This is a genomic window from Streptococcus oralis, from assembly GCF_026782235.1.
In the GTDB taxonomy this organism is placed as follows: Bacteria; Bacillota; Bacilli; order Lactobacillales; family Streptococcaceae; genus Streptococcus; species Streptococcus oralis_CC.
Window position 1 is genome coordinate 144,042 of sequence record NZ_JAKUWE010000002.1, and the last position, 22,575, is coordinate 166,616.

General features: G+C 41.1%; 25 protein-coding genes. 22 read left to right on the plus strand and 3 right to left on the minus strand.

Annotation, left to right across the window (positions count from 1 at the left end; translation table 11 throughout):
- Positions 1–30: 30 nt before the first annotated feature.
- Together rnjA and MK396_RS01150 are read right to left on the minus strand one after the other, a co-directional pair.
- Complete coding sequence (gene rnjA / locus MK396_RS01145; protein ID WP_000331964.1) at positions 31–1,710, minus strand: ribonuclease J1; 1,680 nt, start codon at positions 1,708–1,710, stop codon at positions 31–33.
- A gap of 1 nt (position 1,711) precedes the next feature.
- Complete coding sequence (locus tag MK396_RS01150) at positions 1,712–1,945, minus strand: DNA-dependent RNA polymerase subunit epsilon (RefSeq protein ID WP_268723413.1); 234 nt, start codon at positions 1,943–1,945, stop codon at positions 1,712–1,714.
- Positions 1,946–2,348: 403 nt separating this feature from the next.
- On the opposite strand from MK396_RS01150, the gene MK396_RS01155 reads away from it, so the two are divergent.
- From MK396_RS01155 to dltD, 20 genes are all read left to right on the plus strand, one after another.
- Positions 2,349–2,534, plus strand: a complete 186-nt coding sequence (locus MK396_RS01155) for a hypothetical protein (protein WP_057488856.1) — start codon at positions 2,349–2,351, stop codon at positions 2,532–2,534.
- Between the two features lie 411 nt (positions 2,535–2,945).
- Positions 2,946–3,161: a hypothetical protein gene (locus tag MK396_RS01160; protein ID WP_000492029.1), complete on the plus strand. Its 216-nt coding sequence runs from the start codon at positions 2,946–2,948 to the stop codon at positions 3,159–3,161.
- Positions 3,162–3,493: 332 nt separating this feature from the next.
- Positions 3,494–4,177, plus strand: coding sequence for a tRNA (adenosine(37)-N6)-threonylcarbamoyltransferase complex dimerization subunit type 1 TsaB (tsaB, locus tag MK396_RS01165; RefSeq protein WP_268723414.1), 684 nt, complete (start codon positions 3,494–3,496; stop codon positions 4,175–4,177).
- Positions 4,174–4,611 carry a ribosomal protein S18-alanine N-acetyltransferase gene (gene rimI, locus MK396_RS01170; RefSeq protein ID WP_268723415.1) on the plus strand — a complete coding sequence of 146 codons (438 nt, stop codon included), beginning with the start codon at positions 4,174–4,176 and terminating at the stop codon, positions 4,609–4,611. Before tsaB ends, rimI begins: the two co-directional genes overlap by 4 nt.
- Complete coding sequence (gene tsaD, locus MK396_RS01175) at positions 4,601–5,611, plus strand: tRNA (adenosine(37)-N6)-threonylcarbamoyltransferase complex transferase subunit TsaD (protein ID WP_268723416.1); 1,011 nt, start codon at positions 4,601–4,603, stop codon at positions 5,609–5,611. The genes rimI and tsaD overlap by 11 nt, the downstream gene beginning before the upstream one ends.
- A gap of 102 nt (positions 5,612–5,713) precedes the next feature.
- On the plus strand, positions 5,714–6,577 hold the full coding sequence (locus MK396_RS01180; protein WP_268723417.1) for an XRE/MutR family transcriptional regulator: 864 nt from the start codon (positions 5,714–5,716) through the stop codon (positions 6,575–6,577).
- Positions 6,578–6,860: 283 nt separating this feature from the next.
- Positions 6,861–7,082, plus strand: coding sequence for a hypothetical protein (locus tag MK396_RS01185; protein WP_268700397.1), 222 nt, complete (start codon positions 6,861–6,863; stop codon positions 7,080–7,082).
- An 18-nt stretch (positions 7,083–7,100) separates the two neighbouring features.
- Complete coding sequence (locus tag MK396_RS01190) at positions 7,101–7,775, plus strand: CPBP family intramembrane glutamic endopeptidase (RefSeq protein ID WP_268723418.1); 675 nt, start codon at positions 7,101–7,103, stop codon at positions 7,773–7,775.
- An 11-nt stretch (positions 7,776–7,786) separates the two neighbouring features.
- Complete coding sequence (locus MK396_RS01195) at positions 7,787–8,452, plus strand: CPBP family intramembrane glutamic endopeptidase (RefSeq protein WP_268723419.1); 666 nt, start codon at positions 7,787–7,789, stop codon at positions 8,450–8,452.
- A 70-nt stretch (positions 8,453–8,522) separates the two neighbouring features.
- Complete coding sequence (locus tag MK396_RS01200) at positions 8,523–9,749, plus strand: MFS transporter (protein ID WP_268723420.1); 1,227 nt, start codon at positions 8,523–8,525, stop codon at positions 9,747–9,749.
- A 193-nt stretch (positions 9,750–9,942) separates the two neighbouring features.
- Positions 9,943–10,551 (plus strand): hypothetical protein, encoded by a 609-nt coding sequence (locus MK396_RS01205; RefSeq protein ID WP_268723421.1) that lies wholly within the window; start codon positions 9,943–9,945, stop codon positions 10,549–10,551.
- Positions 10,552–10,691: 140 nt separating this feature from the next.
- Positions 10,692–11,387 (plus strand): AzlC family ABC transporter permease, encoded by a 696-nt coding sequence (locus MK396_RS01210; RefSeq protein WP_268723422.1) that lies wholly within the window; start codon positions 10,692–10,694, stop codon positions 11,385–11,387.
- Positions 11,377–11,700 (plus strand): AzlD domain-containing protein, encoded by a 324-nt coding sequence (locus tag MK396_RS01215; protein WP_033630451.1) that lies wholly within the window; start codon positions 11,377–11,379, stop codon positions 11,698–11,700. Before MK396_RS01210 ends, MK396_RS01215 begins: the two co-directional genes overlap by 11 nt.
- 102 nt (positions 11,701–11,802) lie before the next feature.
- On the plus strand, positions 11,803–12,645 hold the full coding sequence (locus MK396_RS01220; protein ID WP_247955215.1) for an amino acid ABC transporter substrate-binding protein: 843 nt from the start codon (positions 11,803–11,805) through the stop codon (positions 12,643–12,645).
- A 154-nt stretch (positions 12,646–12,799) separates the two neighbouring features.
- Entirely contained in the window at positions 12,800–13,654 is an 855-nt protein-coding gene (locus MK396_RS01225; RefSeq protein ID WP_268723423.1) for a MetQ/NlpA family ABC transporter substrate-binding protein, read from the plus strand.
- A gap of 118 nt (positions 13,655–13,772) precedes the next feature.
- A complete protein-coding gene (locus MK396_RS01230; protein WP_268723424.1) occupies positions 13,773–15,146 on the plus strand; it encodes a M20 family metallopeptidase in 1,374 nt (457 codons plus the stop codon).
- Positions 15,139–16,200: a methionine ABC transporter ATP-binding protein gene (locus MK396_RS01235; RefSeq protein ID WP_268723425.1), complete on the plus strand. Its 1,062-nt coding sequence runs from the start codon at positions 15,139–15,141 to the stop codon at positions 16,198–16,200. Before MK396_RS01230 ends, MK396_RS01235 begins: the two co-directional genes overlap by 8 nt.
- A gap of 1 nt (position 16,201) precedes the next feature.
- Positions 16,202–16,894 carry a methionine ABC transporter permease gene (locus tag MK396_RS01240; protein ID WP_268723426.1) on the plus strand — a complete coding sequence of 231 codons (693 nt, stop codon included), beginning with the start codon at positions 16,202–16,204 and terminating at the stop codon, positions 16,892–16,894.
- 159 nt (positions 16,895–17,053) lie between these two features.
- Positions 17,054–18,208, plus strand: a complete 1,155-nt coding sequence (gene dltB, locus MK396_RS01245; RefSeq protein WP_268723427.1) for a D-alanyl-lipoteichoic acid biosynthesis protein DltB — start codon at positions 17,054–17,056, stop codon at positions 18,206–18,208.
- A 47-nt stretch (positions 18,209–18,255) separates the two neighbouring features.
- Complete coding sequence (dltD, locus tag MK396_RS01250) at positions 18,256–19,428, plus strand: D-alanyl-lipoteichoic acid biosynthesis protein DltD (protein ID WP_084867740.1); 1,173 nt, start codon at positions 18,256–18,258, stop codon at positions 19,426–19,428.
- Between the two features lie 174 nt (positions 19,429–19,602).
- Here the strand turns inward: dltD and MK396_RS01255 are convergent, their stop codons facing one another.
- The gene (locus MK396_RS01255) at positions 19,603–20,172 is read right to left on the minus strand and encodes an MptD family putative ECF transporter S component (protein ID WP_268723428.1); all 570 of its coding nucleotides are present in this window, start codon (positions 20,170–20,172) and stop codon (positions 19,603–19,605) included.
- A gap of 133 nt (positions 20,173–20,305) precedes the next feature.
- On the opposite strand from MK396_RS01255, the gene MK396_RS01260 reads away from it, so the two are divergent.
- The gene (locus MK396_RS01260; RefSeq protein ID WP_268723429.1) at positions 20,306–20,920 is read left to right on the plus strand and encodes a YesL family protein; all 615 of its coding nucleotides are present in this window, start codon (positions 20,306–20,308) and stop codon (positions 20,918–20,920) included.
- Entirely contained in the window at positions 20,898–22,568 is a 1,671-nt protein-coding gene (locus MK396_RS01265; protein ID WP_268723430.1) for a sensor histidine kinase, read from the plus strand. Before MK396_RS01260 ends, MK396_RS01265 begins: the two co-directional genes overlap by 23 nt.
- Positions 22,569–22,575: the final 7 nt, after the last annotated feature.

Genomic DNA, 22,575 nt, shown 5'->3' on the forward strand with positions numbered 1-22,575 from the left:
TGACTTGTATTCAATGAAAATCAAAGAGTATTATTCTTCATCTGGTGTGAGGATCATCGGGATGATAATCGGTTCACGTTCTGTATTTTCATAAAGGAAGGGGCGAATAGCGTTGACAATGGCACCATTGACAGATTGAACGCTGGCATCTTTGTTCTTCAGCGCGATACGAATAGCATTGAAGAGGATACGCTGGCTTTGGCGAATCAAGTCTCCAGACTCTCTCATGTAGACAAAGCCTCGGCTGAGGATGTCTGGGCCAGAAAGAATCATCTGTGACTTGAAGTCAACAGTTGCGACTGCTAGAACTACACCGTCTTCAGATAGATCACGACGGTCTTTGAGGACAGCAGCGCCGATTTCACCGATACGATTTCCATCGACATAGATGTCTTGGGCGTTGAAATGACCTGCGATACGAGCTGAGTTAGCAGTAAGGGCAAGCACATCACCATTGCTCATGATAAAGATATTGTCCTTCTCGACACCCGTATCCACCGCTAGTCCAGCGTGGACTTTCTGCATGCGGTATTCACCGTGGACAGGCATGAAGTATTTCGGCTTAATCAAGCGGAGCATGAGTTTTTGCTCTTGCTGACCACCGTGTCCAGATGTATGGATATTGTTCACCTTACCGTGGATAACTTCGACACCAGCTTCAGAAATAGTGTTAATCAATTTGTTGACGCTAGTGGTGTTTCCAGGGATTGGGCTAGAAGAGAAGATAACGGTATCGCCGGGTTGGAGTTGTACCTGACGGTGGGTTCCGTTGGCGATGCGAGAGAGGGCTGCCATCGGCTCACCCTGACTACCTGTACAGAGGATTAGAATCTCGCCCGCAGGATAGTCTTTGATTTCATTTGGCTCGATAAAGGTTCCCTTAGGAGCTTTGATGTAGCCGAGCTCGATTCCGTTGACAATGGCCTTTTCCATAGAACGTCCAAAGACCGCAATCTTGCGTCCAGTTTTAACAGCGGCATCCGTTGCTTGCTGGAGACGGAAGATATTTGAGGCAAAGGATGCAAAGATGATACGTCCTTCGATGCCTTGGATAATCTTCATGATGGACTGGCCAACGACTTTTTCAGAGTTGGTAAAGGTTGGCACTTCTGCATTTGTCGAGTCAGAGAGGAGACAGAGAACACCCTCTTCACCAAGGGCAGCCATACGGTGCAAGTCTGCAGGTTCACCAACTGGTGTAAAGTCGAACTTGAAGTCACCCGTACAGACGATTTTTCCTTGAGGGGTATGAATGACAATTCCTAAAGGCTCTGGAATAGAGTGGGTTGTTCTAAAGAAAGTTGCCTTGAGATTTTTAAAGGTCAACTCAGTGTTGTGGTTGATTTCGTAAAGTTTGGCGTTGCGCAAGAGGCCGTGTTCTTCGAGTTTTCCACGGATCAAAGCTAAGGCAAGTGGTCCAGCGTAGATAGGGACATTTGCTTGCTTGAGCAGGAAAGGGATCCCACCAATGTGGTCCTCGTGTCCGTGTGTGATCAAGACAGCCTTGACGCGGTCAATATTGTCTACGATGTAAGAGTAGTCGGGGATGACATAGTCGATACCCAGCAAGTCATCTTCTGGGAATTTAATCCCAGCATCGACGATGATAATCTCGTCTTGGTATTCAATTCCGTATGTGTTTTTCCCGATTTCTCCCAGACCACCGATGGCAAAAACGCCGACTTCTTCAGGTTTAAGAGTATAGGCCATATTAGAACTCCGTGATTTCGAAGACGCCAGTTTCTTTTTCGTAATCTAGCAATTTGTCAGACAAGAGTTCGATATACTCGATGTTGTACTCTGGGCGATTTTCTTCGACAAGTTGGCGAGCAGCGATACGGCCCTCAAGTTCTGATCTGGCATCGATGTCTAGGTAAAGTGCGCGTGTTGTTTCACGACGTGGGCTACGTTCTTTTGTTTCTTGATAAAAAACTTTGTAAATCATATAGTTCCTTTCTATTTATAGGTCAACTTATTCCAAACTTTTAGCAGAGATTTGCTTAATTTCATTCCATTTTGTGTCTAGATTGACCTTGATTCGTTACAATTACTTCAATTATACCACAAAATGAAAAATTAGTAAAAGACGGAAAATGAGAAAGTAGGGAGGGAAAGAAGGAGCAAAAAGACAGGTAGGATTTGGTCGGAGAGCGCTTAGGTGTTATAATTAAAGGGGGAATCTAAAGAGATAGCAGATTTAAGGAAGAATATAGTTCTAGTTTCATTAATCGTTGGTGTAGATGGTTGGGGCAGAATGATATCTTTGAAAAAAGAAAAACTCTTGAGAAATCTCAAGAGCAAATAAAAAGGCAGAGACAAAACTCGGGGATTTTCCTGGAGCAGTCCAGATGGCAGCACCTCTACCTGAAGCGAATGCATCGCAACCTTTGAATGACTTGTCACCAAATCAAACTCGATCTCAGCTTTTACTTAATTCTATCATCTATGAGGCTAAGAAGTCAATCTATAAGTATAACGATGTAGAAATAGCATGGAGTGGAGTGTTTACTAAAGAGGCAAAGAAAAGCCCTTAATCTAAGAGTAAGCAAAAAGAGAAGACCAATGGTAGTCAGGGGTCTTTACAGCTCAAAGCTGAAGGCAGTCCCACACCCGTACCAGAAGTTGGTACCTTTGAACGCTCTGTCACCAGTCGCCCTATGTTATCCTCTCGATATTTATACTTTACTATAACTTACTGAGGGAATCAACTTTAAAAGCATCAAAAAGCTCCTGACAGAAGTCAAGAGCAGTCAAACACTGGGGGCGAATTGTTCAATCGCAATTTCAGTTCTTTAGAAACCAAAGTTTCAGGGATAGCACTGCAACCCGAAGAGTCAACAACTCAACCTGATTTTCCTACCAATGTTGAATTACATTTTAACATTGATAGAACAACATTGTCAACAGTTTATATAAAAATAGGAATACCAAAAGGAGGATTAAGAATGTTTAGTTTGTTTGAATTTGCAGTAGGGGTTCGCCTCTTGATGTTTGTAGTCTTTGTAGCTTGTGTCTATGGGGGGAATGCCTTGTTTGTGCATCTGGAACACCGCAAAACAAAATTCCTTTGGAAGCTCGCTTTTGTGACGCTCTATTCAATTTTTCTCCTCCTGGTCACCTATGTTGTCTGGCTCGTTTTCTACTTTGGTTTAAATGCCTAAAGTCAATTATTCATCTAAATATACAGAAAGTCCACCTCGTCTTGATAGATGGGATGGATTTTTCTATTTTTAGGTGCTATCTTTATTGTTATGACGATGATTTCTAACGTCGAAAATCGAGTTGAAACATAAATGCATGATCCAAATTTTTTACGAAGAACCTTTCAATTTTCTTGTTCACTTTTCTATTCAAAAAAGCTACAACTTTTTTGAATTTTTTGTGTAGAGTTGCTTGTCTAAGTGGCAGGCCCTTTTGTTTCAAAACAAAGAAAATTCCCATGCGCTGGCTTTTGTAGTATAATAGTAAACAGACAAAAAGATAGGAATGTGTTATGAAAGTATTAGCTTTTGATACGTCCAGCAAGGCTCTTTCTCTAGCCATTTTAGAGGACAAGCAAGTTCTTGCCGAGACGGTGATTAATATCAAGAAGAATCACAGTATTACCCTCATGCCTGCCATCGATTTTTTGATGGTCAGTTTAGATTGGACACCCAAGGATTTGGACCGAATCGTGGTGGCAGAGGGACCAGGTAGCTACACAGGTTTGCGAATTGCGGTAGCAACTGCTAAGACCTTGGCTCATACCCTGAACATTGAGTTAGTTGGTATGTCTAGCCTCTTGGCTCTGGTGCCACGCCAACAAGAAGGCTTACTTGTTCCCCTGATGGATGCGCGTCGCAACAATGTTTATGCAGGATTTTATGAAAATGCCGAACCTGTCATGCCAGAAGCACACCTGTCCTTTGCGGAAGTGCTAGAGCAGGTCAAGGATGCTGAGCAGGTGACCTTTGTTGGAGAAGTTGGAGCCTTTGTGGAACAAATCCATGAACAACTACCACAAGCCAGCTACCAAGAAACCTTGCCAAATGCAGCTAATCTAGCTCTTTGGGCCTGGGATAAGAAAGCAGACTCCTTGCACGACTTTGTGCCAAATTACCTCAAACGAGTTGAGGCTGAGGAAAATTGGCTTAAGAATCACACCGATTCTGGCGAATCTTACATTAAACGCCTATGATTGAAATCAAACGAATTCAACAGCAACCTGGCCTGGCTCAAGCCATCTACGCTGTCATGGCAGATGTTTACCCAGTCAGTTCTTGGACGCTGGAACAAATCCAAGCAGACCTGTCCCAAGACCAGACTTGGTATGCTCTGGCTTATGATGGGGTAGAAGTGATTGGATTTCTAGCCGTTCAGGAGAATCTCTTTGAAGCAGAAGTCCTGCAAATCGCTGTCAAAGGAGCCTATCAGGGTCAGGGAATTGCGTCAGCCTTGTTTGCAACATTGCCGACAGATAAGGAGATTTTCCTCGAAGTGAGAAAGTCAAATCATCGAGCGCAAGCATTTTACAAGAAAGAAAAGATGGCGGTCATCGCTGAGCGAAAGGCCTACTATCATGACCCAGTCGAGGACGCCATCATCATGAAGAGAGAAGTAGATGAAGGATAGATATATTTTAGCATTTGAGACATCCTGTGATGAGACCAGTGTCGCCGTACTGAAAAACGACGATGAACTCTTGTCCAATGTCATTGCAAGTCAAATTGAGAGTCACAAACGTTTCGGGGGCGTAGTGCCAGAAGTAGCCAGTCGTCACCATGTCGAGGTCATTACAGCCTGCATCGAGGAGGCGTTGGCAGAAGCAGGAATTAGCGAAGAGGACATAACAGCTGTTGCCGTCACCTATGGGCCAGGATTAGTTGGAGCTCTACTAGTTGGTTTGTCAGCTGCCAAGGCCTTTGCTTGGGCTCACGGCCTTCCACTTATCCCTGTTAATCACATGGCGGGTCACCTCATGGCAGCTCAGAGTGTGGAGCCTTTGGAGTTTCCTTTGTTGGCACTCTTGGCCAGCGGAGGACACACCGAGTTGGTCTATGTGTCAGAGGCTGGCGATTACAAGATTGTTGGTGAGACAAGAGATGATGCGGTTGGTGAGGCCTATGATAAGGTCGGTCGTGTCATGGGCTTGACCTATCCAGCAGGTCGCGAAATTGACGAGTTGGCTCATCAAGGTCAGGATGTTTATGACTTCCCTCGTGCCATGATCAAGGAAGACAATCTGGAGTTTTCTTTCTCAGGATTGAAGTCTGCCTTTATCAATCTTCACCACAATGCCGAGCAAAAGGGAGAAACTTTATCCAAGGAAGATTTGTCAGCTTCCTTCCAAGCAGCAGTCATGGATATTCTTATGGCCAAAACCAAGAAGGCCTTGGAAAAATACCCTGTTAAAACCCTTGTCGTGGCAGGTGGCGTGGCAGCCAATAAAGGTCTCAGAGAACGATTGGCAGACGAAATCACAGATGTCAAGGTCATCATCCCGCCTCTGCGCCTTTGTGGAGACAATGCAGGTATGATTGCCTATGCTAGCGTCAGCGAGTGGAATAAAGAAAACTTTGCAGACTTGGACCTTAATGCCAAACCGAGTCTCGCCTTTGATACCATAGAATAAAGAGTCAGCTTGAGGCTGGCTTTTTCACTCGCTGAAGTGTCAGAATATTTTGATAAAAATATAAAAATAATGATATAATATATAAAAATAGGAGGTAGTGAGATGATTGAGAGAATGGAATTGGGAGAATTTTACAAGGAATTGCGGCTGGCGAGGAAACTCAAGCAGTCAGATGTGGCTTGTGAGGGTCTAACAGCTTCTCAGTTATCTAAGTTTGAACTGGGGCAGTCTATGTTGTCTGCGGATAAACTGATTCTAGCTATCCAAGGGATAAATGTAACCTTCGACGAGTTTGGACACAAGCTTAACAATTATCAAGAATCACCACATATGCGATTTGGACGAAAGGTTGTAGATCGCTTTGCCCACCAAGATATAGCTGGCTTAGAGCAACTATTAGAGGAGGTCAAGCAAGGACAAATGGCAGAGACTTATCGTCGTTTGAATGCCATTGTGATTAAAAATGCCATCCATTCCTTAAATAAGGACTATCCGCTAACAGAGGAGGATAGCGAGTTTTTAACTACTTACCTCTATGCTATCGAGTCTTGGACCTGGTTTGAACTCTATATTTTTTGTAATACTATGCCTTTCTTAAGTAATCAAGATCTAATCTTTTTATCCACCTCTTTACTTGAAAAATCAAAGGAATTTAAAGAGTTGGTACACAATCGATTGTATATGAAACAAGGGCTGTTAAATATCATCTCAGAGCTCATGGAGCGCAAACTTTTATCCTATATCCCAATCTTTGAAGACGAGTTGGGGAGCATGCTCCGACCATACGATGTTTTTGAGAAATTACTGTGGCAATTTTTAAAGAAGATGAGCATTTTCATTCAAACCAAGGGAAGCAATCAAAAAGAGATTGAACACTTTATCCAATCTCTGCAAATATTAGAAAATCCACAATTAACAGCTCTTTTTGAACTATGCTTACAGCAATATAAAGAGCTTATCGATTAGTTAGAAATGGGGAAATGATAATAATATCAGCAACAATTGTCAATAATGCTATGATTTGTTTCTTCATTTCATGTCCTCCTACATAATGGTAACCATATTATATCAGTGAAAGAGTCAATTCTATAAAAATCGCAAATGTGAAATTTCTATAAGTAAAAATATCAAATATGCGATTTTCTAAAATGTGGTGATTTCCGTGTTATACTATCTTTGTAAGACATTTGAAGCAAATCCTAGGTCGCAGAAGTGGTTTACAAATAAAAATAATTGAAGGAGTGTAAATATGTTGAATTTACAATTTGCAGAAACAATGGAACTAACAGAAGCGGAGTTAGAGCAGGTTTACGGTGGAAATTTCACTATGGCTTGTGTGGGTGAAAATATTGGTTGTGGTGGTAGTGCTTTGCCTGCTTGGGGAGGTAGAGGTATTAGTCCCAGACCTTATGGGGCATTTGATTGGTCGAATGGGCTGATTGAAGGACTGTTTGGAAAACGTCGTAACTAACATTTAGGAGAAAAAACTATGAAAAGGGAAGAAACGAAATTTTACCTAGGGACCATTTTGGTACTTATGTCTTATTACTTGATTTTTAATTTAGTAGTGAGATTAGAGTTTATGGATCAATTATCAGATTTTGGATTTTATGGGATTCAAATTTTATTGATAATAATTGAAGGAATTGCTGCTACTGTGGTTCTTGTTAAGAGTCAACGTTGGAAAGAGTACGGTCGCTTCCAGTTTCGTTGGTCCTATCTGGGTATCTTCTTTCTTTCCTTTATATTGATGTTTTTGTGGGTAAATATAACGACTCGAATCTTTCCCAACACACAAAATGGTAGTGCTATAAAAGAAACCGTAGCCAATTTGACGGGAATTAGTTATTTTGTGACACGTATTCTCTACGGCAGTCTTATTGCTCCGATAGTTGAGGAATTAGTTTTCCGTGGACTTCTGATGACAGCCCTATCTAAATTTAAAAAATACTATATTGATGTTATCATTTCTTCCACACTCTTTAGTCTCATCCATGTTTTACAATATGGATGGGTGTTAACAGACTTCATCGTTTATGCAGGAGCAGGTCTGCTACTCTGTATGTTCTTTCGTTATACACGTTCAATTTATTGGTCAATGGCCCTTCACATCTTGTGGAATACCTTTTTAATCATCGTCAGTTTACTGGTGTTTGGGTATTAGAAAGATGAAATATGAAAAAGATAATCTTACGCTACTATTTTTTAATAGCTATTCTACTTGTCATTTCTGACCAGTTCTTCATTCGTTTGCTTTTACATAGCGACCTTGCTGCTGGTCTATCTGACTTTGAATATTATCTATCAAGTATGATATTGCATTTTCTTGTGGTTCTGCTTGCTATTATTGTTATGATTCGGTCAGGTAAATGGCAGAAAATTAACAGTCGAAAATTTAGAGGTTCCTATCTTTTTTATTCCTTTTTAGCTCTTCTTGCTTTTGTTATTTGGAATTTCGTCACATTTTATCTTTTCCCATCTACCAAAAATGAAATTGCTTATCAACTGGATGTCCCTACTTTTACAGGAGCTACAGCATTTTTGATGTATTTTTTCTATCCTGTGATTGCAGGTCCCACTTTTGAAGAGATAATTTATCGTGGATTGGTGATGACCGCTCTGGAAAAAGGAAAGAAATGGGGACTGGATGTACTTGGTTCTGCTGCTTTATTTGGGGTCTTGCATATTAGTAGCCATGGTTGGGTTCTGACAGACTTTTTCGTATATATGGGTGGCGGTCTCATATTTGCAGTCTTATTTAGAGTGACAAAGTCCATTTATTGGCCTATTGGACTGCACATAGTCTACAATGGCATTGGTCAAATTTTACCGTTGCTGTAATTTTAGGTGCTCAGCAATATCGGTCTATCCTTGGGGAGAAGTTCCCATTTGAATTCAAAAAGGAGTTGCGATGAAAGTATTTATTCAAAATAGAGATTTTAGGCAATTAACCATCAACCAGTGGATTTCAACGGTTGGGGATACGATTTTTTATCTTGCTTTTTTGAATTATGTGGCAGATGCTTCGTTTGCCCCCTTGGCGATTTTACTCATTACGATTTCAGAGACTGTTCCTCAAGTTCTGCAAATCTTTATGGGAGTTTTGGCTGACTTTCAACATCATCGTGTTCTAAAGTATACGGTTATTAGTTTTGTCAAATTTGTACTCTATGCTATAGTGGCACTTTTGCTTTCAGGGCAGTCCTTTTCCTTGTCGCTCGTATTCTTTATTTGTTTAATGAACCTCTTATCGGATACATTGAGTTACTTTTCAGGAGCCATGCTAACTCCTATTTTTATAAGAATCATTGGGAAAGAACATCTGACAGAAGCTATTGGCTTTAAACAATCAACAGTTAGTTTAGTTCGGACAATCAGTAACATTCTAGGAGGGGTTTTACTAGGAATTCTTTCCATTCAGTTCATTTCCTTGCTAAACGCTCTGACGTTTCTGATAGCATTTGTAGGTATTCTTCTCATAAAAAATGATCTTTTGAAGGTTGAAAAAACAATTAGCTATCAAGAAGGTCTTTCTATAAAATCGTTTTGCCAGCATTTGTTCCAATCATCGAAATTGATCTGGAATATGGATAGAGTAATCTTCATTTTATTTATCGTCTCTATCAGCCAAGCTGTGATCAATGTCACTGTTCCTATTTCGACTCTTTTTTTAAGAAACCAACCGTTTTTGAATTTACAAACTGGTCAATCACTCGCTTTGTTATCAACACTAGAATTGTTAGCACTTATTGTTGGAAGTCTTGTAAGTGGCTATCTGAAAAATATTATTTCTATAAAAACAGCTCTCTACGCCTCAGTCGTCATCCAGTTACTCCTTCTAGTAGGATTTGCCACAGTTCATTTTGGTTTGATTTTGCTTTTCAGCTCCTTGGATGCCTTCATCGCAGGGTTACTCTCTCCTAGATTGCAAGAACTCGTCTTTAAACAAATACCTGAGGAGTCAATGGGAGCGGTTCAATCCTCTATTGGTGCTATTACGGTTGTTTTACCAAGTCTATTCACAATCGTTTTTGTAACGATTGCTACAAGTTTTGGGACCCTAGCGGTCAGCTTTATTCTATTGCTATTACTCTTAACCGCATTTGTCATGCTCTTGAATATTCGTGAGAGCATTTAGTAGGGAACTTTGATTTAACTTTTGTTCATACGGTAAGGCTGGCTTCCCAGTCTTTTTCTTATCTCCAATATCTAATAATAGTCCTTGTTCAATGCCTTGTTACCTTAAATGAAAAAGTAATTTTAGAATCTAACCACGGAATCTGACTCTATCAAAGTTTGTCAATCATAGACTTTTTTTGTATAGTAGAAATATGAAATTTACAAAAATAATCAGTGGTTTGCTTGTTATTGGAGCTTTACTCATGCTTTTATCAGCTTGCCAGAATATCAAAAAGACACAACTGGTCTTGTTTGAATCCCTTTCGTTCGGTATGTCTCCTAAATCTTTTGAAGAAGTATTGGGAAAGGCTAGCGAGGTAGAGGAAGAAAAGGAAATGGCCTATCGCGACACTTGGCGTGCAGAAGACCCTTATTTCTATAAAACAGGCCGCCTTTTCTATCACTATGAACAGATTACTTTGAAAGGCTATACTGGTCAAGCAACCTTTACATTTTCAAAATCACATCGCTTGGAGACAGTAGCGACTTATTTCCCCGTTTCCTCAAAAGTTGAGCAGAAAGCATTGCTCGATACCTTATCCCAGAATGTAAAAACAGAACTTGAAGCTCTTCCAGATTACCAGTCTATGACCACTGATCCGGTAGGACTATACGATGACGGTTATCGCTACAAGGTCAAATTGAAAGGACAACAGTGGGAACTCTGGGTCGATGTCTATCCGACAGAAGATAAATATGCTGAAAAAACTGAAGCCAACAAGTATATGATTCGAGTGGATCAATTTCTCATGTACCCATAAACAGTCAACATTTTTTACAATGTTTACTAGCTTCAAGTTTCAAACTCTAAACTTTTTTCTCTTTTATGAATATGTTATAATAGTCCGTGCTGTGGCTGTGACCTTGAACAGTCTCAAACGAAGAAAATAAGAGGAAAAAGATGAAAGAAAAAGGATTTTGGGAAGGTGTTCAGGCAGCCATGCCGACTGCTCTTGGCTATGTCAGCATTGGTCTAGCTTGTGGGATTATCGGTGCGCCCTATGTGACATCTGTTGAGATGGGCTTGATGAGCCTCTTTGTTTATGCTGGGAGCGCCCAGTTTGCCATGTTGGCATTGATTGCGGTCCAAGCTCCTGTTGTGGCCATTGCCATGACGGTCTTTTTGATTAATTTGCGTCTCTTTTTGTTGAGTCTGCATGCGTCGACCTATTTCCGTCATACTAGTCTCTGGCAAAATATCGGTATGTCTAGCCTCTTGACAGATGAGACTTACGGGGTTTTGATGGGAGAATTAGCCCATACAGACAAGGTCAATCCTATGTGGATGCATGGGAACAATCTCAACAGCTATGTAGCTTGGTTTGTTGGGACAGTTGTTGGGACAGCTCTAGGCGGACTCCTACCAAATCCAGAAATTTTTGGTTTAGATTTTGCCCTTGTGGGAATGTTTATCGGGATTTTTGCTTCGCAGTTCCAGATTATGCAAAGACGGGTTCCTGTACGGAATCTGCTGCGGATCCTAGCCGTTGTTGCGGTGTCTTTCTTTTTGCTCTTGACAGTAGTGTCTCAGTCGCTAGCTGTTCTGTTTGCGACGCTACTTGGTTGTACGATGGGGGTGGTCTTAGATGGTCAGTAAATATCTTTTGTTAGCCGTTATCTTTTCGGGCCTAGTGACTTGGATTCCCCGTATGATTCCCTTCATCTTGGTTAAGTACAAGGGGTTACCAGCTATCGTTGAGCGTTTTTTGAAGTTCTTGCCTGTTTCCATTATCTTTGCCTTGATCCTTTCAAGCGTAGTGACCGGAAAGGCTGGCAGCCTTCCTCAGATCAAATGGCTGGACTTTTTAGCAGTCTTTCCAACGGCTTGGGTAGCCTTTCGCTACCGCAATCTAGTTGGTACGGTTCTTTTTGGAGTAGTCTTGATTGCAGTCTTACGTCTGGTCTTTTAGTCAGCCATAAAAAAAACCTATCACCGAGATAGGTATCATATAATGGCGAAAAAAAATATTTTCTGTTAAGATAGTAAAGTATTCTATTTTGGAGGAAATGACATGAAAAAAATCGTCAAATATTCATCTCTTGCTGCTCTAGGACTTGTTGCCGCAGGTGTACTAGCAGCTTGCTCAGGCGGAGATAAGAAAGATACTGCAACTAGCGAAGCAACATCTGGTAAAAAAGAAATCGTCGTAGCAACTAATGCTACACCAAAACCATTCAACTATGAAGAAAATGGCGAATTGACTGGTTACGAAATTGAAGTGGTTCGCGCTATCTTTAAAGACTCTGACAAGTATGATGTCAAGTTTGAGAAGACAGAGTGGTCAGGAGTCTTTGCAGGACTTGATGCCGACCGTTACAATATGGCTGTTAGCAACATCAGCTACACTAAAGAACGTGCTGAAAAATACCTTTATGCAGCTCCAACTGCTAAAAACCCTAACGTTCTTGTAGTGAAAAAAGATGACCCTAGCATCAAATCGCTTGATGATATCGGTGGAAAATCAACAGAAGTTGTTCAAGGGACAACTTCTGCTAAACAGCTAGAAGACTACAACAAACAACATTCAGATAATCCAACTGTCCTAAAGTATACTAAAGCGGACTTCCAACAAATCATGGGACGCTTGAGCGATGGCCAGTTTGACTACAAGATTTTTGATAAAATCGGTGTTGAAACAGTCATCAAGGACCAAGGTTTGGACAACTTGAAAGTGATCGAACTTCCAAGCGACCAACAACCTTACGTTTACCCACTTCTTGCTAAAGGTCAAGATGAGTTGAAATCATTTGTAGACAAACGTATCCAAGAACTCTACAAAGACGGAACTCTTGAAAAATTGTCTAAACAGTTCTTCGGAGACACGTATCTCCCAGCAGAAGCTGATATTAAATAGTCGTATGAAATCATCCAGTCTGAGAAAGGCGGATGATTTCTCAATTTTTAGGTATATAGTTTCAAACTATATGTCTGCCTATCTAATAACAATTTGCTAAATCAAATAAAGTATGAGATACTATTACGGTATTATTTTTAAAGGAGATAGAATCATGAAAATTAAAAAATGGCTCGGTGTAGCAGCTCTTGCTACAGTCGCAGGTTTGGCTCTTGTAGCTTGCGGAAATTCAGAAAAGAAAGCAGACAACGAAACAGTTGTCAAAATTGCAACAGTTAACCGTAGCGGTTCTGAAGAAGCACGTTGGGATAAAATCCAAGAATTGGTTGAAAAAGATGGAATTAAATTGGAATTCACAGAATTCACAGACTATTCACAACCAAACAAGGCAACTGCTGATGGCGAAGTAGACTTGAATGCTTTCCAACACTACAACTTCTTGAATAACTGGAACAAAGAAAACGGGAAAGACCTTGTAGCGATTGCAGATACCTATATCTCACCAATCCGCCTTTACTCAGGTAAAAATGGGGAAGAAAACAAGTACACCAAAGTGGAAGAAATCCCAGATAACGGTGAAATCGCCGTACCAAACGATGCAACAAACGAAAGCCGTGCGCTTTACTTGCTTCAATCAGCTGGTTTGATCAAATTGGATGTTTCTGGAACTGCACTTGCAACAGTTGCGAACATTACAGAAAATCCAAAGAACTTGAAGATTACTGAATTGGACGCTAGCCAAACAGCACGTTCATTGTCATCAGTTGATGCTGCCGTTGTAAACAATACCTTCGTTACAGAAGCAAAATTGGACTACAAGAAAGCACTCTTCAAAGAACAAGCTGATGAAAACTCAAAACAATGGTACAACATCATTGTTGCGAAAAAAGATTGGGAATCATCACCTAAGGCTGATGCCATCAAGAAAATTATCGCAGCTTACCACACTGATGAAGTGAAAAAAGTTATCGAAGAAACATCAGACGGTTTGGACCAACCAGTTTGGTAATAAGACACAGGGAGGTGGGAGAGAGTTTCCACCTCTTGCTTTTGTATAGAGAGTTGATTTTAAAGAGGCACTTGTGGTCGTTCTGAGGACACAAGTAGGTAGTAGAAAGAGAGAGAAAATGGTTTTTCCTAGCGAACAAGAGCAGATTGAAAAATTTGAGAAGGATCATGTGGCCCAACATTATTTTGAAGTCTTGCGCACCTTGATTTCCAAGAAATCAGTCTTTGCCCAGCAGGTTGGACTCAAGGAAGTCGCAAACTATCTGGGTGAGATTTTCAAGCGTGTAGGGGCTGAAGTGGAGATTGATGAGAGCTACACGGCTCCCTTTGTCATGGCGCATTTCAAGAGTTCGCGTCCGGATGCCAAGACCTTGATCTTCTATAATCACTATGACACCGTGCCAGCAGATGGCGACCAGGTGTGGACAGAGAATCCTTTTACCCTTTCTGTGCGAAATGGCTTTATGTATGGGCGTGGGGTTGACGACGACAAAGGCCACATCACGGCTCGTTTGAGTGCTCTGAGAAAGTATATGCAGCACCATGATGATCTGCCTGTCAATATCAGCTTTATCATGGAAGGGGCAGAGGAGTCTGCTTCCATGGATCTAGATAAGTATTTAGAGAAACACGCAGACAAACTTCGTGGGGCGGACTTGCTAGTCTGGGAGCAAGGGACAAAGAACGCCTTGGAACAGCTGGAAATCTCTGGCGGAAACAAGGGAATTGTAACCTTTGATGCCAAGGTAAAAAGTGCGGATGTGGATATCCACTCGAGTTATGGTGGTGTCGTGGAGTCAGCGTCGTGGTATCTTATCCAGGCCTTAAGTAGCCTGCGAGCTGCTGATGGACGTATCTTGGTAGAAGGCTTGTACGAGGATGTTCAAGAGCCAAATGAACGAGAACTAGCCTTGGTAGATGCCTACGCCCAACGCAATCCTGAGGAAATCAGTCGCATTTATGGCTTGGAATTGCCTCTCTTACAAGAGGAACGTGCAGCCTTTCTAAAACGGTTCTTTTTCGAGCCAGCCCTTAATATCGAAGGGATTCAGTCAGGTTATCAAGGGCAAGGAGTTAAAACGATTTTGCCAGCAGAAGCCAGTGCTAAGCTAGAGGTTCGTTTGGTTCCTGGCCTAGAACCGCATGATGTTCTGGAAAAAATTCGGAAACAGCTAGACAAAAATGGCTTTGATAAGGTAGAATTATACTATACCTTGGGAGAGATGAGCTATCGAAGCGATATGAGCGCACCAGCCATTCTCAATGTGATCGAGTTGGCCAAGAAATTCTATCCACAGGGCGTTTCAGTCTTGCCGACCACAGCGGGGACAGGGCCCATGCATACGGTCTTTGATGCCCTAGAGGTACCAATGGTGGCCTTCGGTCTAGGAAATGCCAATAGCCGAGACCATGGTGGAGATGAAAACGTGCGAATCGCCGATTACTACACCCATATTGAATTAGTAGAGGAGCTGATTAGAAGCTATGAGTAGAGATATTATCAAGTTAGATCAGATTGATGTGACTTTTCACCAAAAGAAGAGAACCATCACAGCGGTCAAGGATGTGACCATTCACATCCAAGAAGGGGATATCTACGGAATTGTTGGATATTCTGGAGCAGGGAAATCAACCCTTGTACGGGTGATTAACCTCTTGCAAAAGCCATCTGCAGGGAAAATTACCATTGACGACGATGTAATCTTTGATGGCAGAGTGACCTTGACAGCAGAGCAGTTGCGCCGTAAGCGTCAAGATATCGGGATGATTTTCCAGCATTTCAACCTGATGAGTCAAAAGACAGCAGAGGAAAATGTAGCCTTTGCCCTCAAACATTCTGGACTCAGCAAGGAAGAAAAGAAAGCCAAAGTAGCTAAGTTGTTGGACTTGGTTGGCTTGGCGGATCGTGCTGAAAACTACCCTTCACAACTATCTGGAGGTCAAAAACAGCGTGTGGCTATTGCGCGCGCCTTGGCCAATGACCCAAAAATCTTGATTTCAGATGAGTCAACTTCTGCCCTTGATCCTAAGACAACCAAGCAGATTTTGGCCTTGTTGCAAGATTTGAACCAAAAATTAGGTTTGACTGTTGTTTTGATTACGCATGAAATGCAGATTGTCAAAGACATTGCTAATCGTGTAGCAGTCATGCAGGATGGTCGTTTGATTGAAGAGGGCAGTGTCCTTGAAATCTTCTCAGATCCTAAACAACCTTTGACACAGGACTTTATCTCAACAGCCACAGGTATTGACGAAGCCATGGTCAAGATTGAGAAGCAAGAAATCGTAGAGCATTTATCTGAGAACAGTATCTTGGTGCAGCTCAAGTATGCAGGGGCTTCAACAGACGAACCACTTTTGAATGAATTGTACAAGCGTTACCAAGTAACGGCCAATATCCTCTATGGAAATATCGAAATTCTCGATGGCACTCCTGTTGGAGAATTGGTTGTGGTCTTGTCAGGTGAAAAAGCAGCACTAGCAGGTGCTCAAGAAGCCATCCGTCAGGCTGGTGTGCAGTTAAAAGTATTGAAGGGAGGACAGTAAGATGGAATCATTGATTCAAACTTATTTACCAAATGTCTACAAAATGGGCTGGGCTGGTCAAGCAGGCTGGGGAACAGCCATCTACCTAACCCTTTATATGACAGTTCTTTCCTTTATCATCGGAGGGTTCTTGGGGCTGGTGGCAGGTCTTTTCCTTGTCTTGACAGCACCAGGTGGTGTCTTGGAAAATAAGGTTATCTTTTGGATTTTAGACAAGATTACCTCTATTTTCCGTGCGGTTCCTTTCATCATCCTCTTGGCAATCATGTCGCCACTTTCTCACTTGATTGTGAAGACGAGTATCGGGCCAAATGCAGCCCTTGTCCCACTTTCTTTTGCGGTCTTTGCCTTCTTTGCCCGTCAGGTGCAGGTGGTCTTGGCTGAGCTAGATGGTGGTGTCATTGAGGCGGCGCAGGCTAGTGGAGCGACATTCTGGGACATCGTGGGTGTTTATCTATCAGAAGGTCTTCCAGATTTGATTCGTGTGACGACTGTGACCTTGATTTCCCTTGTTGGGGAAACAGCTATGGCGGGTGCGGTTGGAGCTGGTGGTATTGGTAATGTAGCCATTGCCTATGGATTCAATCGCTATAATCACGATGTGACCATCTTGGCGACTATCATTATCATCTTGATTATCTTTACAATCCAGTTCTTAGGTGATTTCCTGACCAAGAGATTAAGTCATAAATAATGGAAGGAGTTCGAAGGGACTCCTTTTTGTTTTCTCACCGAAATGCAAGAAGAGTAAAGCTTCTTTTTAGAAATATGCTATAATAAAGAAAGGTCCCTCAATTAGCAAATCAGAAAGTTTGCTGTCGAAGGGATGATAATGTAAAGGAGTTTGACTGGTATGAATTATTTCGAGGGGAATGATTTCTTCCTTCTCTTGTTTGTAGTTTTACTGATTGGTTTTGTGGTAAACTTTTTTGAAAAACGTAAGGACTACTATATTTTGGCGCTCTCCCTCTTATTTGCAGGAGCTATCTATGGTAAGAGTCGAGCGATGATGGTCTATTTACTCTCCTTTATCGTTTACCAGTATTTTCTGGTTTTTCTAGCACAGAGGATAGAGGCAAAGCGGCTGAAACCACTGGTTTTCCTTTCCATTCTTCCTTTGGTAATCCATAAAGTCTTTGCCCTGACTTCTCTGCATTTGTTGGCCTTTATTGGAATTTCTTACATGTCCTTTAAGACCATTCAGATCATGCTAGAAATATCGGATGGCTTGATCAAAGAAAAAATCAGTGTAAAAGATTATCTACAGTTTTTGCTCTTTTTCCCAACAGTTAGTGCTGGTCCAATTGATCGGAGTAGGAGATTTTTAAAAGAGATAAACGAGGTCATGCCCCGAAAAGAGTATCTAGAGTTAGCAGGGGACGGTGTGTATCGTATCGTTCTAGGCCTTCTTTACAAGGTTGTTTTATCAACCTATGTTTACCAGATGTTACTCGCTCTAAATAATACTGGCACAGTCGTTTATTCAATCAAGTATATGTACCTCTATACCTTGTATCTGTTCTTTGACTTTGCAGGCTATAGTCTAATGGCCGTTGGAAGTAGCAACATTCTAGGTATTCAGACACCGATGAACTTTAACAAACCTTTCTTGAGTGTCGATATCAAGGATTTTTGGACCAGATGGCATATCACCTTGTCGACCTGGTTGAGAGATTTTGTATTTTCAAGAGTATTGATGCAGGTTATCAGGAAAAAATGGTTTAAAAATAGACTACACAATGCAACCTATGCCTATATGGTCAATATGTTGGTCATGGGTTTTTGGCATGGTCTTAGTGTTAGCTACATTGTTTATGGTTTTTACCATGGTGTCTTGATGGCTGGATTTGAAGTGTATCAAAAGAAAAGCAATTTTTATAAAAAAAATAAAAACAAAAACTGGTATAAGCTACTAAGTTGGTTTGTGACCATGAATTTGGTTATGATTGGTTTCTTTATCTTTTCAGGTGAACCTTATAAAATCTTGCTTACGATTTTAAAGAGATAAGAGATTGAAAAGAAGTCTGCTAAACCGAAGGGATAGGATAAAACGAGATGATTAAATTAAAAGCATTTTTACTATCGCTTGTGCTCGTAATTGCGACGCTTGCCCTTTTAAATGTGACGTATGTCAAGAAGATTGATGATTATTATAAAGTCAAGGATAACAGTATTCGTTATAGCACCTCGTATGAAAAGTATAAAAGTAGAGATATTTTAACAAGCAATATTACTCCCAATACACTGGTTTTATTGGGGTCATCCGAGTTGGTTGCGACAAAGGATGAAGATTATCATCCCAATAGAATTTTTAATTACAACGATTTCAATATCATGCAGATTGGGACTAGTTATTCTCAAAATATCATTCAAGCCTCTACTTTAGCCTCTATTGAAGGATCTATGAGTAAGCGAAAAGTGGCTATAGTAGAGTCGGTTCAGTGGTTTGAAAAAGATGGGACTCATCAAGATGCTTTTTTGAATAAGGCTTCTCAGGAACATATTTTCCACATGCTAGATAATGACAAGATTAGTAAGGAAACGAAAGAAAAACTAATCAATCGCATTATCGAGATTACCAAGGGGAACAAGCAACAAAATGACATCTACAAAAAATACAAAAGTTATTTCATAGATGGAAAAGGAACCATTGTTGATAAAAAACTATTAGAGTTAGATAACGCGATGTATTCCTTTAAGCTCAAACGAAAATTTTATGAAAATCATGAGAAATCAGATTATCCCTCATCAGGAGACAAAACCCCAGACTATGATTGGCAGAAGATGACGGATCAGTTTGTGGAAGAGGTCAAAAAGAAAACAGACAATAATGACTATGCTGTTGATAATAACTACTACAATACTTACTTAAAAGACCGCTATGCATCACTGAAAGATTCTAATAAAGATTTGAGCTACCTGGAGTCACCAGAGTATTCAGATATGGAACTCTTCTTGACAGTTGCCAAAGAATTGGGCATTGAAGTTGAGGTTATTATTTTCCCAGTAAACGGGAAATGGAATGACTACACTGGTGTCTCAAGAGAGATGCGAGAAAAAACTTATAAAAAAATAGAAGATGTCGCAAAAAGCCATGGTGCAACCGTATTAAACTATGGAAACAGAGAGTATGATGATTACTTTTTATTTGACGTGATGCACGTTGGGGTGAAAGGATGGATGGAAGTTGAAAAAGAACTTTACAAATTTGCAAACCAAGCTAACTAACACACATCGTTTAATCTTGTGGACACTATTTTTCTATACGGTTATCTTGAGCATCGTGATTTACTGTTTTGTGACCGATTTTTCGAATATTCAAGAATTTATCTATAGTGAATTCTAAGATTGTATACAAAAAGGCCCTGGAACTAGGCATTGCTAGTCTTCAGGGCCTTTAACTTATATTTTATCAGCAATTTTTTGACTTAGAAATTGCCCAACCACAGCCCCAATCAAGGCACCTAGAAGGATGCTCGAAACAAAGAGAAGGATTTTGTCCAACTCTGGAGCGACCATGATACGGTCAATGTATTCTTGGGATTTTCCACGTGCAAGTAAGGTGGCCATGTAAGCTTTGGGACGGATCCACATGAGGAGGATAGGACCACTTGTGCTAAAAGCAAAGATTAGGAAGGAGAGGGTGTTTTTGATTCGGTCTTTGTAGTTTCCGAGACGAGCGATGGCATCTGCTGCAAGACCACAGGCGAGTCCTGGGAGAAGGGCACCAGCGCCATGCTTGCTAGCTAGGAAGAAAAGTGCCATAAAAAGTCCTAGAATGGTGATAGCGCCAAAACGAGGGACCTTCGTCAAAAGAAGCATGTAGACACTGCCACCGACAAGGGCAGAAAAGGCAGGCGCATAGAACATATTGCCTGTTTGATCGACCAGGTGTCCTAGGAAGACTCCAATCCCTACACAGAGAAAGTAGAGGACGGCGGCCAAGAGTGTGGTTAAGATATTTTTCTTCATGAGAATCTCCTTGATGCGAATTAACAAAACCCATTGTATCACGCTTTTTGAGGATTGTAAATGGGAGTTCTATATTTTTGAAAACGCTTGAAATATGATATAATAGTTACATCGTTAGTTTAAGGAGAGTAGCATGGGAAAATTTCTAGAATTCGTCTTTAATCGAATCTTTTTGGGAATGATGGCGACGGCTTATTTCTGGCTATTAACACTAGCAGGAGGAATGGTCTTTGGTTTGGCACCAGCTAGTGCCACTCTGATGAGTTTGTATGCGGAGCATGGTTATACCTATCGAGCCTACCATTTGAAGGAAGCTTGGGAATTGTATAAGAGCAATTTTGTCAAGAGCAACCTGGCTTTCTATAGTTTTGTGTTTGTGGATCTTGTCCTAGTTTATGGTTTGTATCTTCTAGTTCAATTGCCACACCAGACGATTTTCCACCTCTTGGTGACCTTTCTCAATGTCCTTGTAGTTGCTCTTGTCTTTCTAGCCTATACTGTTTCCTTGAAACTTCAGGTGTACTTTGATTTATCCTACCAAAACACTTTGAAACTGTCCCTTATCGGGATTTTCATGAGCTTACCTGCGATTGCCAAGGTTTTACTCGGGACGACTCTCCTTGTAGGAGTTGGTTATTATATGCCTGCCTTGCTCTTTTTTGTAGGAATTGGAATGTGGCATTTCTTTATCAGTGATATGTTGGAACCTATTTATGAAAGTATCCATGAAAAATTGGCGACAAAATAGAATGAAGCAGTTTTGGCTTCACTCTCTTTTACGGATTTATAGTTTGGTTATGATTGTGATCATTGCCAGTTTTGCGATTATGCTCTCGTATGCTGACTGGGATTCACGTGAGAAAGAGGCCCAACGGGTTGCAGAACGTGTGACTACTCGGACAGTGAGTGAAGTGGAATATTATCATAGAGAATCAACCCAACTCGCTCAGTCTTTGGTTGAAAATCAAGCCCGAATTGAAGGGATTTACAAGTATTTCAGTCTTAGCACCCCAGACTATTTCTATTGGCAATTAGAGCGTAAAACTTCGCCTTATATTTCTGTATCCTTGTATGAAAATATTGATAATATCTATGTTCGGAATGATTTTGTGACTGGAGTGGCTATTGTCCTTCAGGACTATAAGGAAGTGTATGTTTCGACTAGAGAAAAACGCAGCGGAGAGAAAGTTCCTGCGGAGGATTTTAAGCCGACATCCAACAGTTTTGCCATTCCTGTTTCCGATCCTGTGTCTGACAAGGATTTAGGAGTGATCTATATCTCCTTATCGCCAGATGTTCTCCATGGAGCTATTGACAATACAAGGGGCCATATCCCGATGGCTGTAACAGTGACTTCGCCTTTTGAGACCGAGATGTTCCATATTGGAGAGAAGGTATCAGCCGAGAGGGAGAACTGGTTTGTAGGTGTCACCTCTCACGGTTATCAGGTTCGAGCTGCTGTTCCTAAAAATTTTGTTCTTACTGGAACTTTGACGAGTTCAGCTGTCATTATTGGGCTAAGTATTCTCTTTATCATCATTTTGTATGTGACTCTTAGACAGACTTTCTCAAATTACCAAAAACAGGTCGTAGATCTAGTAGATTCGATCGAGGTGATTGCTCAAGGAGAAGAAGGGCTTCGAATTGATACCTCTGAAAAAGACCAAGAGTTGCTTCTCATTGCAGAAACAACCAATGATATGTTGGATCGCCTGGAAAAAAATATCCACGATATCTATCAGCTAGAGCTCAGTCAAAAAGATGCCAATATGCGAGCCCTACAAGCTCAAATCAATCCGCATTTTATGTATAATACATTGGAATTTCTTCGCATGTATGCCGTCATGCAAAGCCAGGATGAACTGGCAGATATTATCTATGAATTTAGTAGCTTGTTACGCAACAATATCTCTGACGAGCGGGAAACGACGTTGAAGCAGGAGTTGGAATTCTGCCGAAAATATAGCTATCTCTGTATGGTGCGTTATCCTAAATCCATTGCCTATGGTTTCAAGATTGCACCAGAATTGGAAGAAATGAGGATCCCAAAATTTACACTCCAACCATTAGTAGAAAACTACTTTGCCCATGGTGTTGACCATCGCAGAACAGATAATGTCATCAGTATCAAAGCCTTGAAGGGTCAAGGATTCGTTGAAATCTTAGTAGTAGACAATGGTCGAGGAATGTCCTCTGAGAAACTAGCTAGCTTGCAAGAAAAATTAACTCAGCGAAGTTTTGAACACGAAGCAAGCTACAGTGGAGAGCGGCAATCAATTGGAATAGTGAATGTACACGAACGCTTTGTTCTCTACTTTGGGGATCGCTACCAAATCAGTGTAGAGTCAGCTGAGCAAGAAGGTGTTCGTTACCATATCACTATCCAGGATGAATAGAAAGGGT

Excerpts from the sequence above, each read along its gene's own strand:
- rnjA (WP_000331964.1), bottom strand. The coding sequence starts at position 1,710 with ATGGCCTATACTCTTAAACCTGAAGAAGTCGGCGTTTTTGCCATCGGT.
- MK396_RS01150 (WP_268723413.1), bottom strand. The coding sequence starts at position 1,945 with ATGATTTACAAAGTTTTTTATCAAGAAACAAAAGAACGTAGCCCACGT.
- MK396_RS01155 (WP_057488856.1), top strand. The coding sequence starts at position 2,349 with ATGGCAGCACCTCTACCTGAAGCGAATGCATCGCAACCTTTGAATGAC.
- MK396_RS01160 (WP_000492029.1), top strand. The coding sequence starts at position 2,946 with ATGTTTAGTTTGTTTGAATTTGCAGTAGGGGTTCGCCTCTTGATGTTT.
- tsaB (WP_268723414.1), top strand. The coding sequence starts at position 3,494 with ATGAAAGTATTAGCTTTTGATACGTCCAGCAAGGCTCTTTCTCTAGCC.
- rimI (WP_268723415.1), top strand. The coding sequence starts at position 4,174 with ATGATTGAAATCAAACGAATTCAACAGCAACCTGGCCTGGCTCAAGCC.
- tsaD (WP_268723416.1), top strand. The coding sequence starts at position 4,601 with ATGAAGGATAGATATATTTTAGCATTTGAGACATCCTGTGATGAGACC.
- MK396_RS01180 (WP_268723417.1), top strand. The coding sequence starts at position 5,714 with ATGATTGAGAGAATGGAATTGGGAGAATTTTACAAGGAATTGCGGCTG.
- MK396_RS01185 (WP_268700397.1), top strand. The coding sequence starts at position 6,861 with ATGTTGAATTTACAATTTGCAGAAACAATGGAACTAACAGAAGCGGAG.
- MK396_RS01190 (WP_268723418.1), top strand. The coding sequence starts at position 7,101 with ATGAAAAGGGAAGAAACGAAATTTTACCTAGGGACCATTTTGGTACTT.
- MK396_RS01195 (WP_268723419.1), top strand. The coding sequence starts at position 7,787 with ATGAAAAAGATAATCTTACGCTACTATTTTTTAATAGCTATTCTACTT.
- MK396_RS01200 (WP_268723420.1), top strand. The coding sequence starts at position 8,523 with ATGAAAGTATTTATTCAAAATAGAGATTTTAGGCAATTAACCATCAAC.
- MK396_RS01205 (WP_268723421.1), top strand. The coding sequence starts at position 9,943 with ATGAAATTTACAAAAATAATCAGTGGTTTGCTTGTTATTGGAGCTTTA.
- MK396_RS01210 (WP_268723422.1), top strand. The coding sequence starts at position 10,692 with ATGAAAGAAAAAGGATTTTGGGAAGGTGTTCAGGCAGCCATGCCGACT.
- MK396_RS01215 (WP_033630451.1), top strand. The coding sequence starts at position 11,377 with ATGGTCAGTAAATATCTTTTGTTAGCCGTTATCTTTTCGGGCCTAGTG.
- MK396_RS01220 (WP_247955215.1), top strand. The coding sequence starts at position 11,803 with ATGAAAAAAATCGTCAAATATTCATCTCTTGCTGCTCTAGGACTTGTT.
- MK396_RS01225 (WP_268723423.1), top strand. The coding sequence starts at position 12,800 with ATGAAAATTAAAAAATGGCTCGGTGTAGCAGCTCTTGCTACAGTCGCA.
- MK396_RS01230 (WP_268723424.1), top strand. The coding sequence starts at position 13,773 with ATGGTTTTTCCTAGCGAACAAGAGCAGATTGAAAAATTTGAGAAGGAT.
- MK396_RS01235 (WP_268723425.1), top strand. The coding sequence starts at position 15,139 with ATGAGTAGAGATATTATCAAGTTAGATCAGATTGATGTGACTTTTCAC.
- MK396_RS01240 (WP_268723426.1), top strand. The coding sequence starts at position 16,202 with ATGGAATCATTGATTCAAACTTATTTACCAAATGTCTACAAAATGGGC.
- dltB (WP_268723427.1), top strand. The coding sequence starts at position 17,054 with ATGAATTATTTCGAGGGGAATGATTTCTTCCTTCTCTTGTTTGTAGTT.
- dltD (WP_084867740.1), top strand. The coding sequence starts at position 18,256 with ATGATTAAATTAAAAGCATTTTTACTATCGCTTGTGCTCGTAATTGCG.
- MK396_RS01255 (WP_268723428.1), bottom strand. The coding sequence starts at position 20,172 with ATGAAGAAAAATATCTTAACCACACTCTTGGCCGCCGTCCTCTACTTT.
- MK396_RS01260 (WP_268723429.1), top strand. The coding sequence starts at position 20,306 with ATGGGAAAATTTCTAGAATTCGTCTTTAATCGAATCTTTTTGGGAATG.
- MK396_RS01265 (WP_268723430.1), top strand. The coding sequence starts at position 20,898 with ATGAAAAATTGGCGACAAAATAGAATGAAGCAGTTTTGGCTTCACTCT.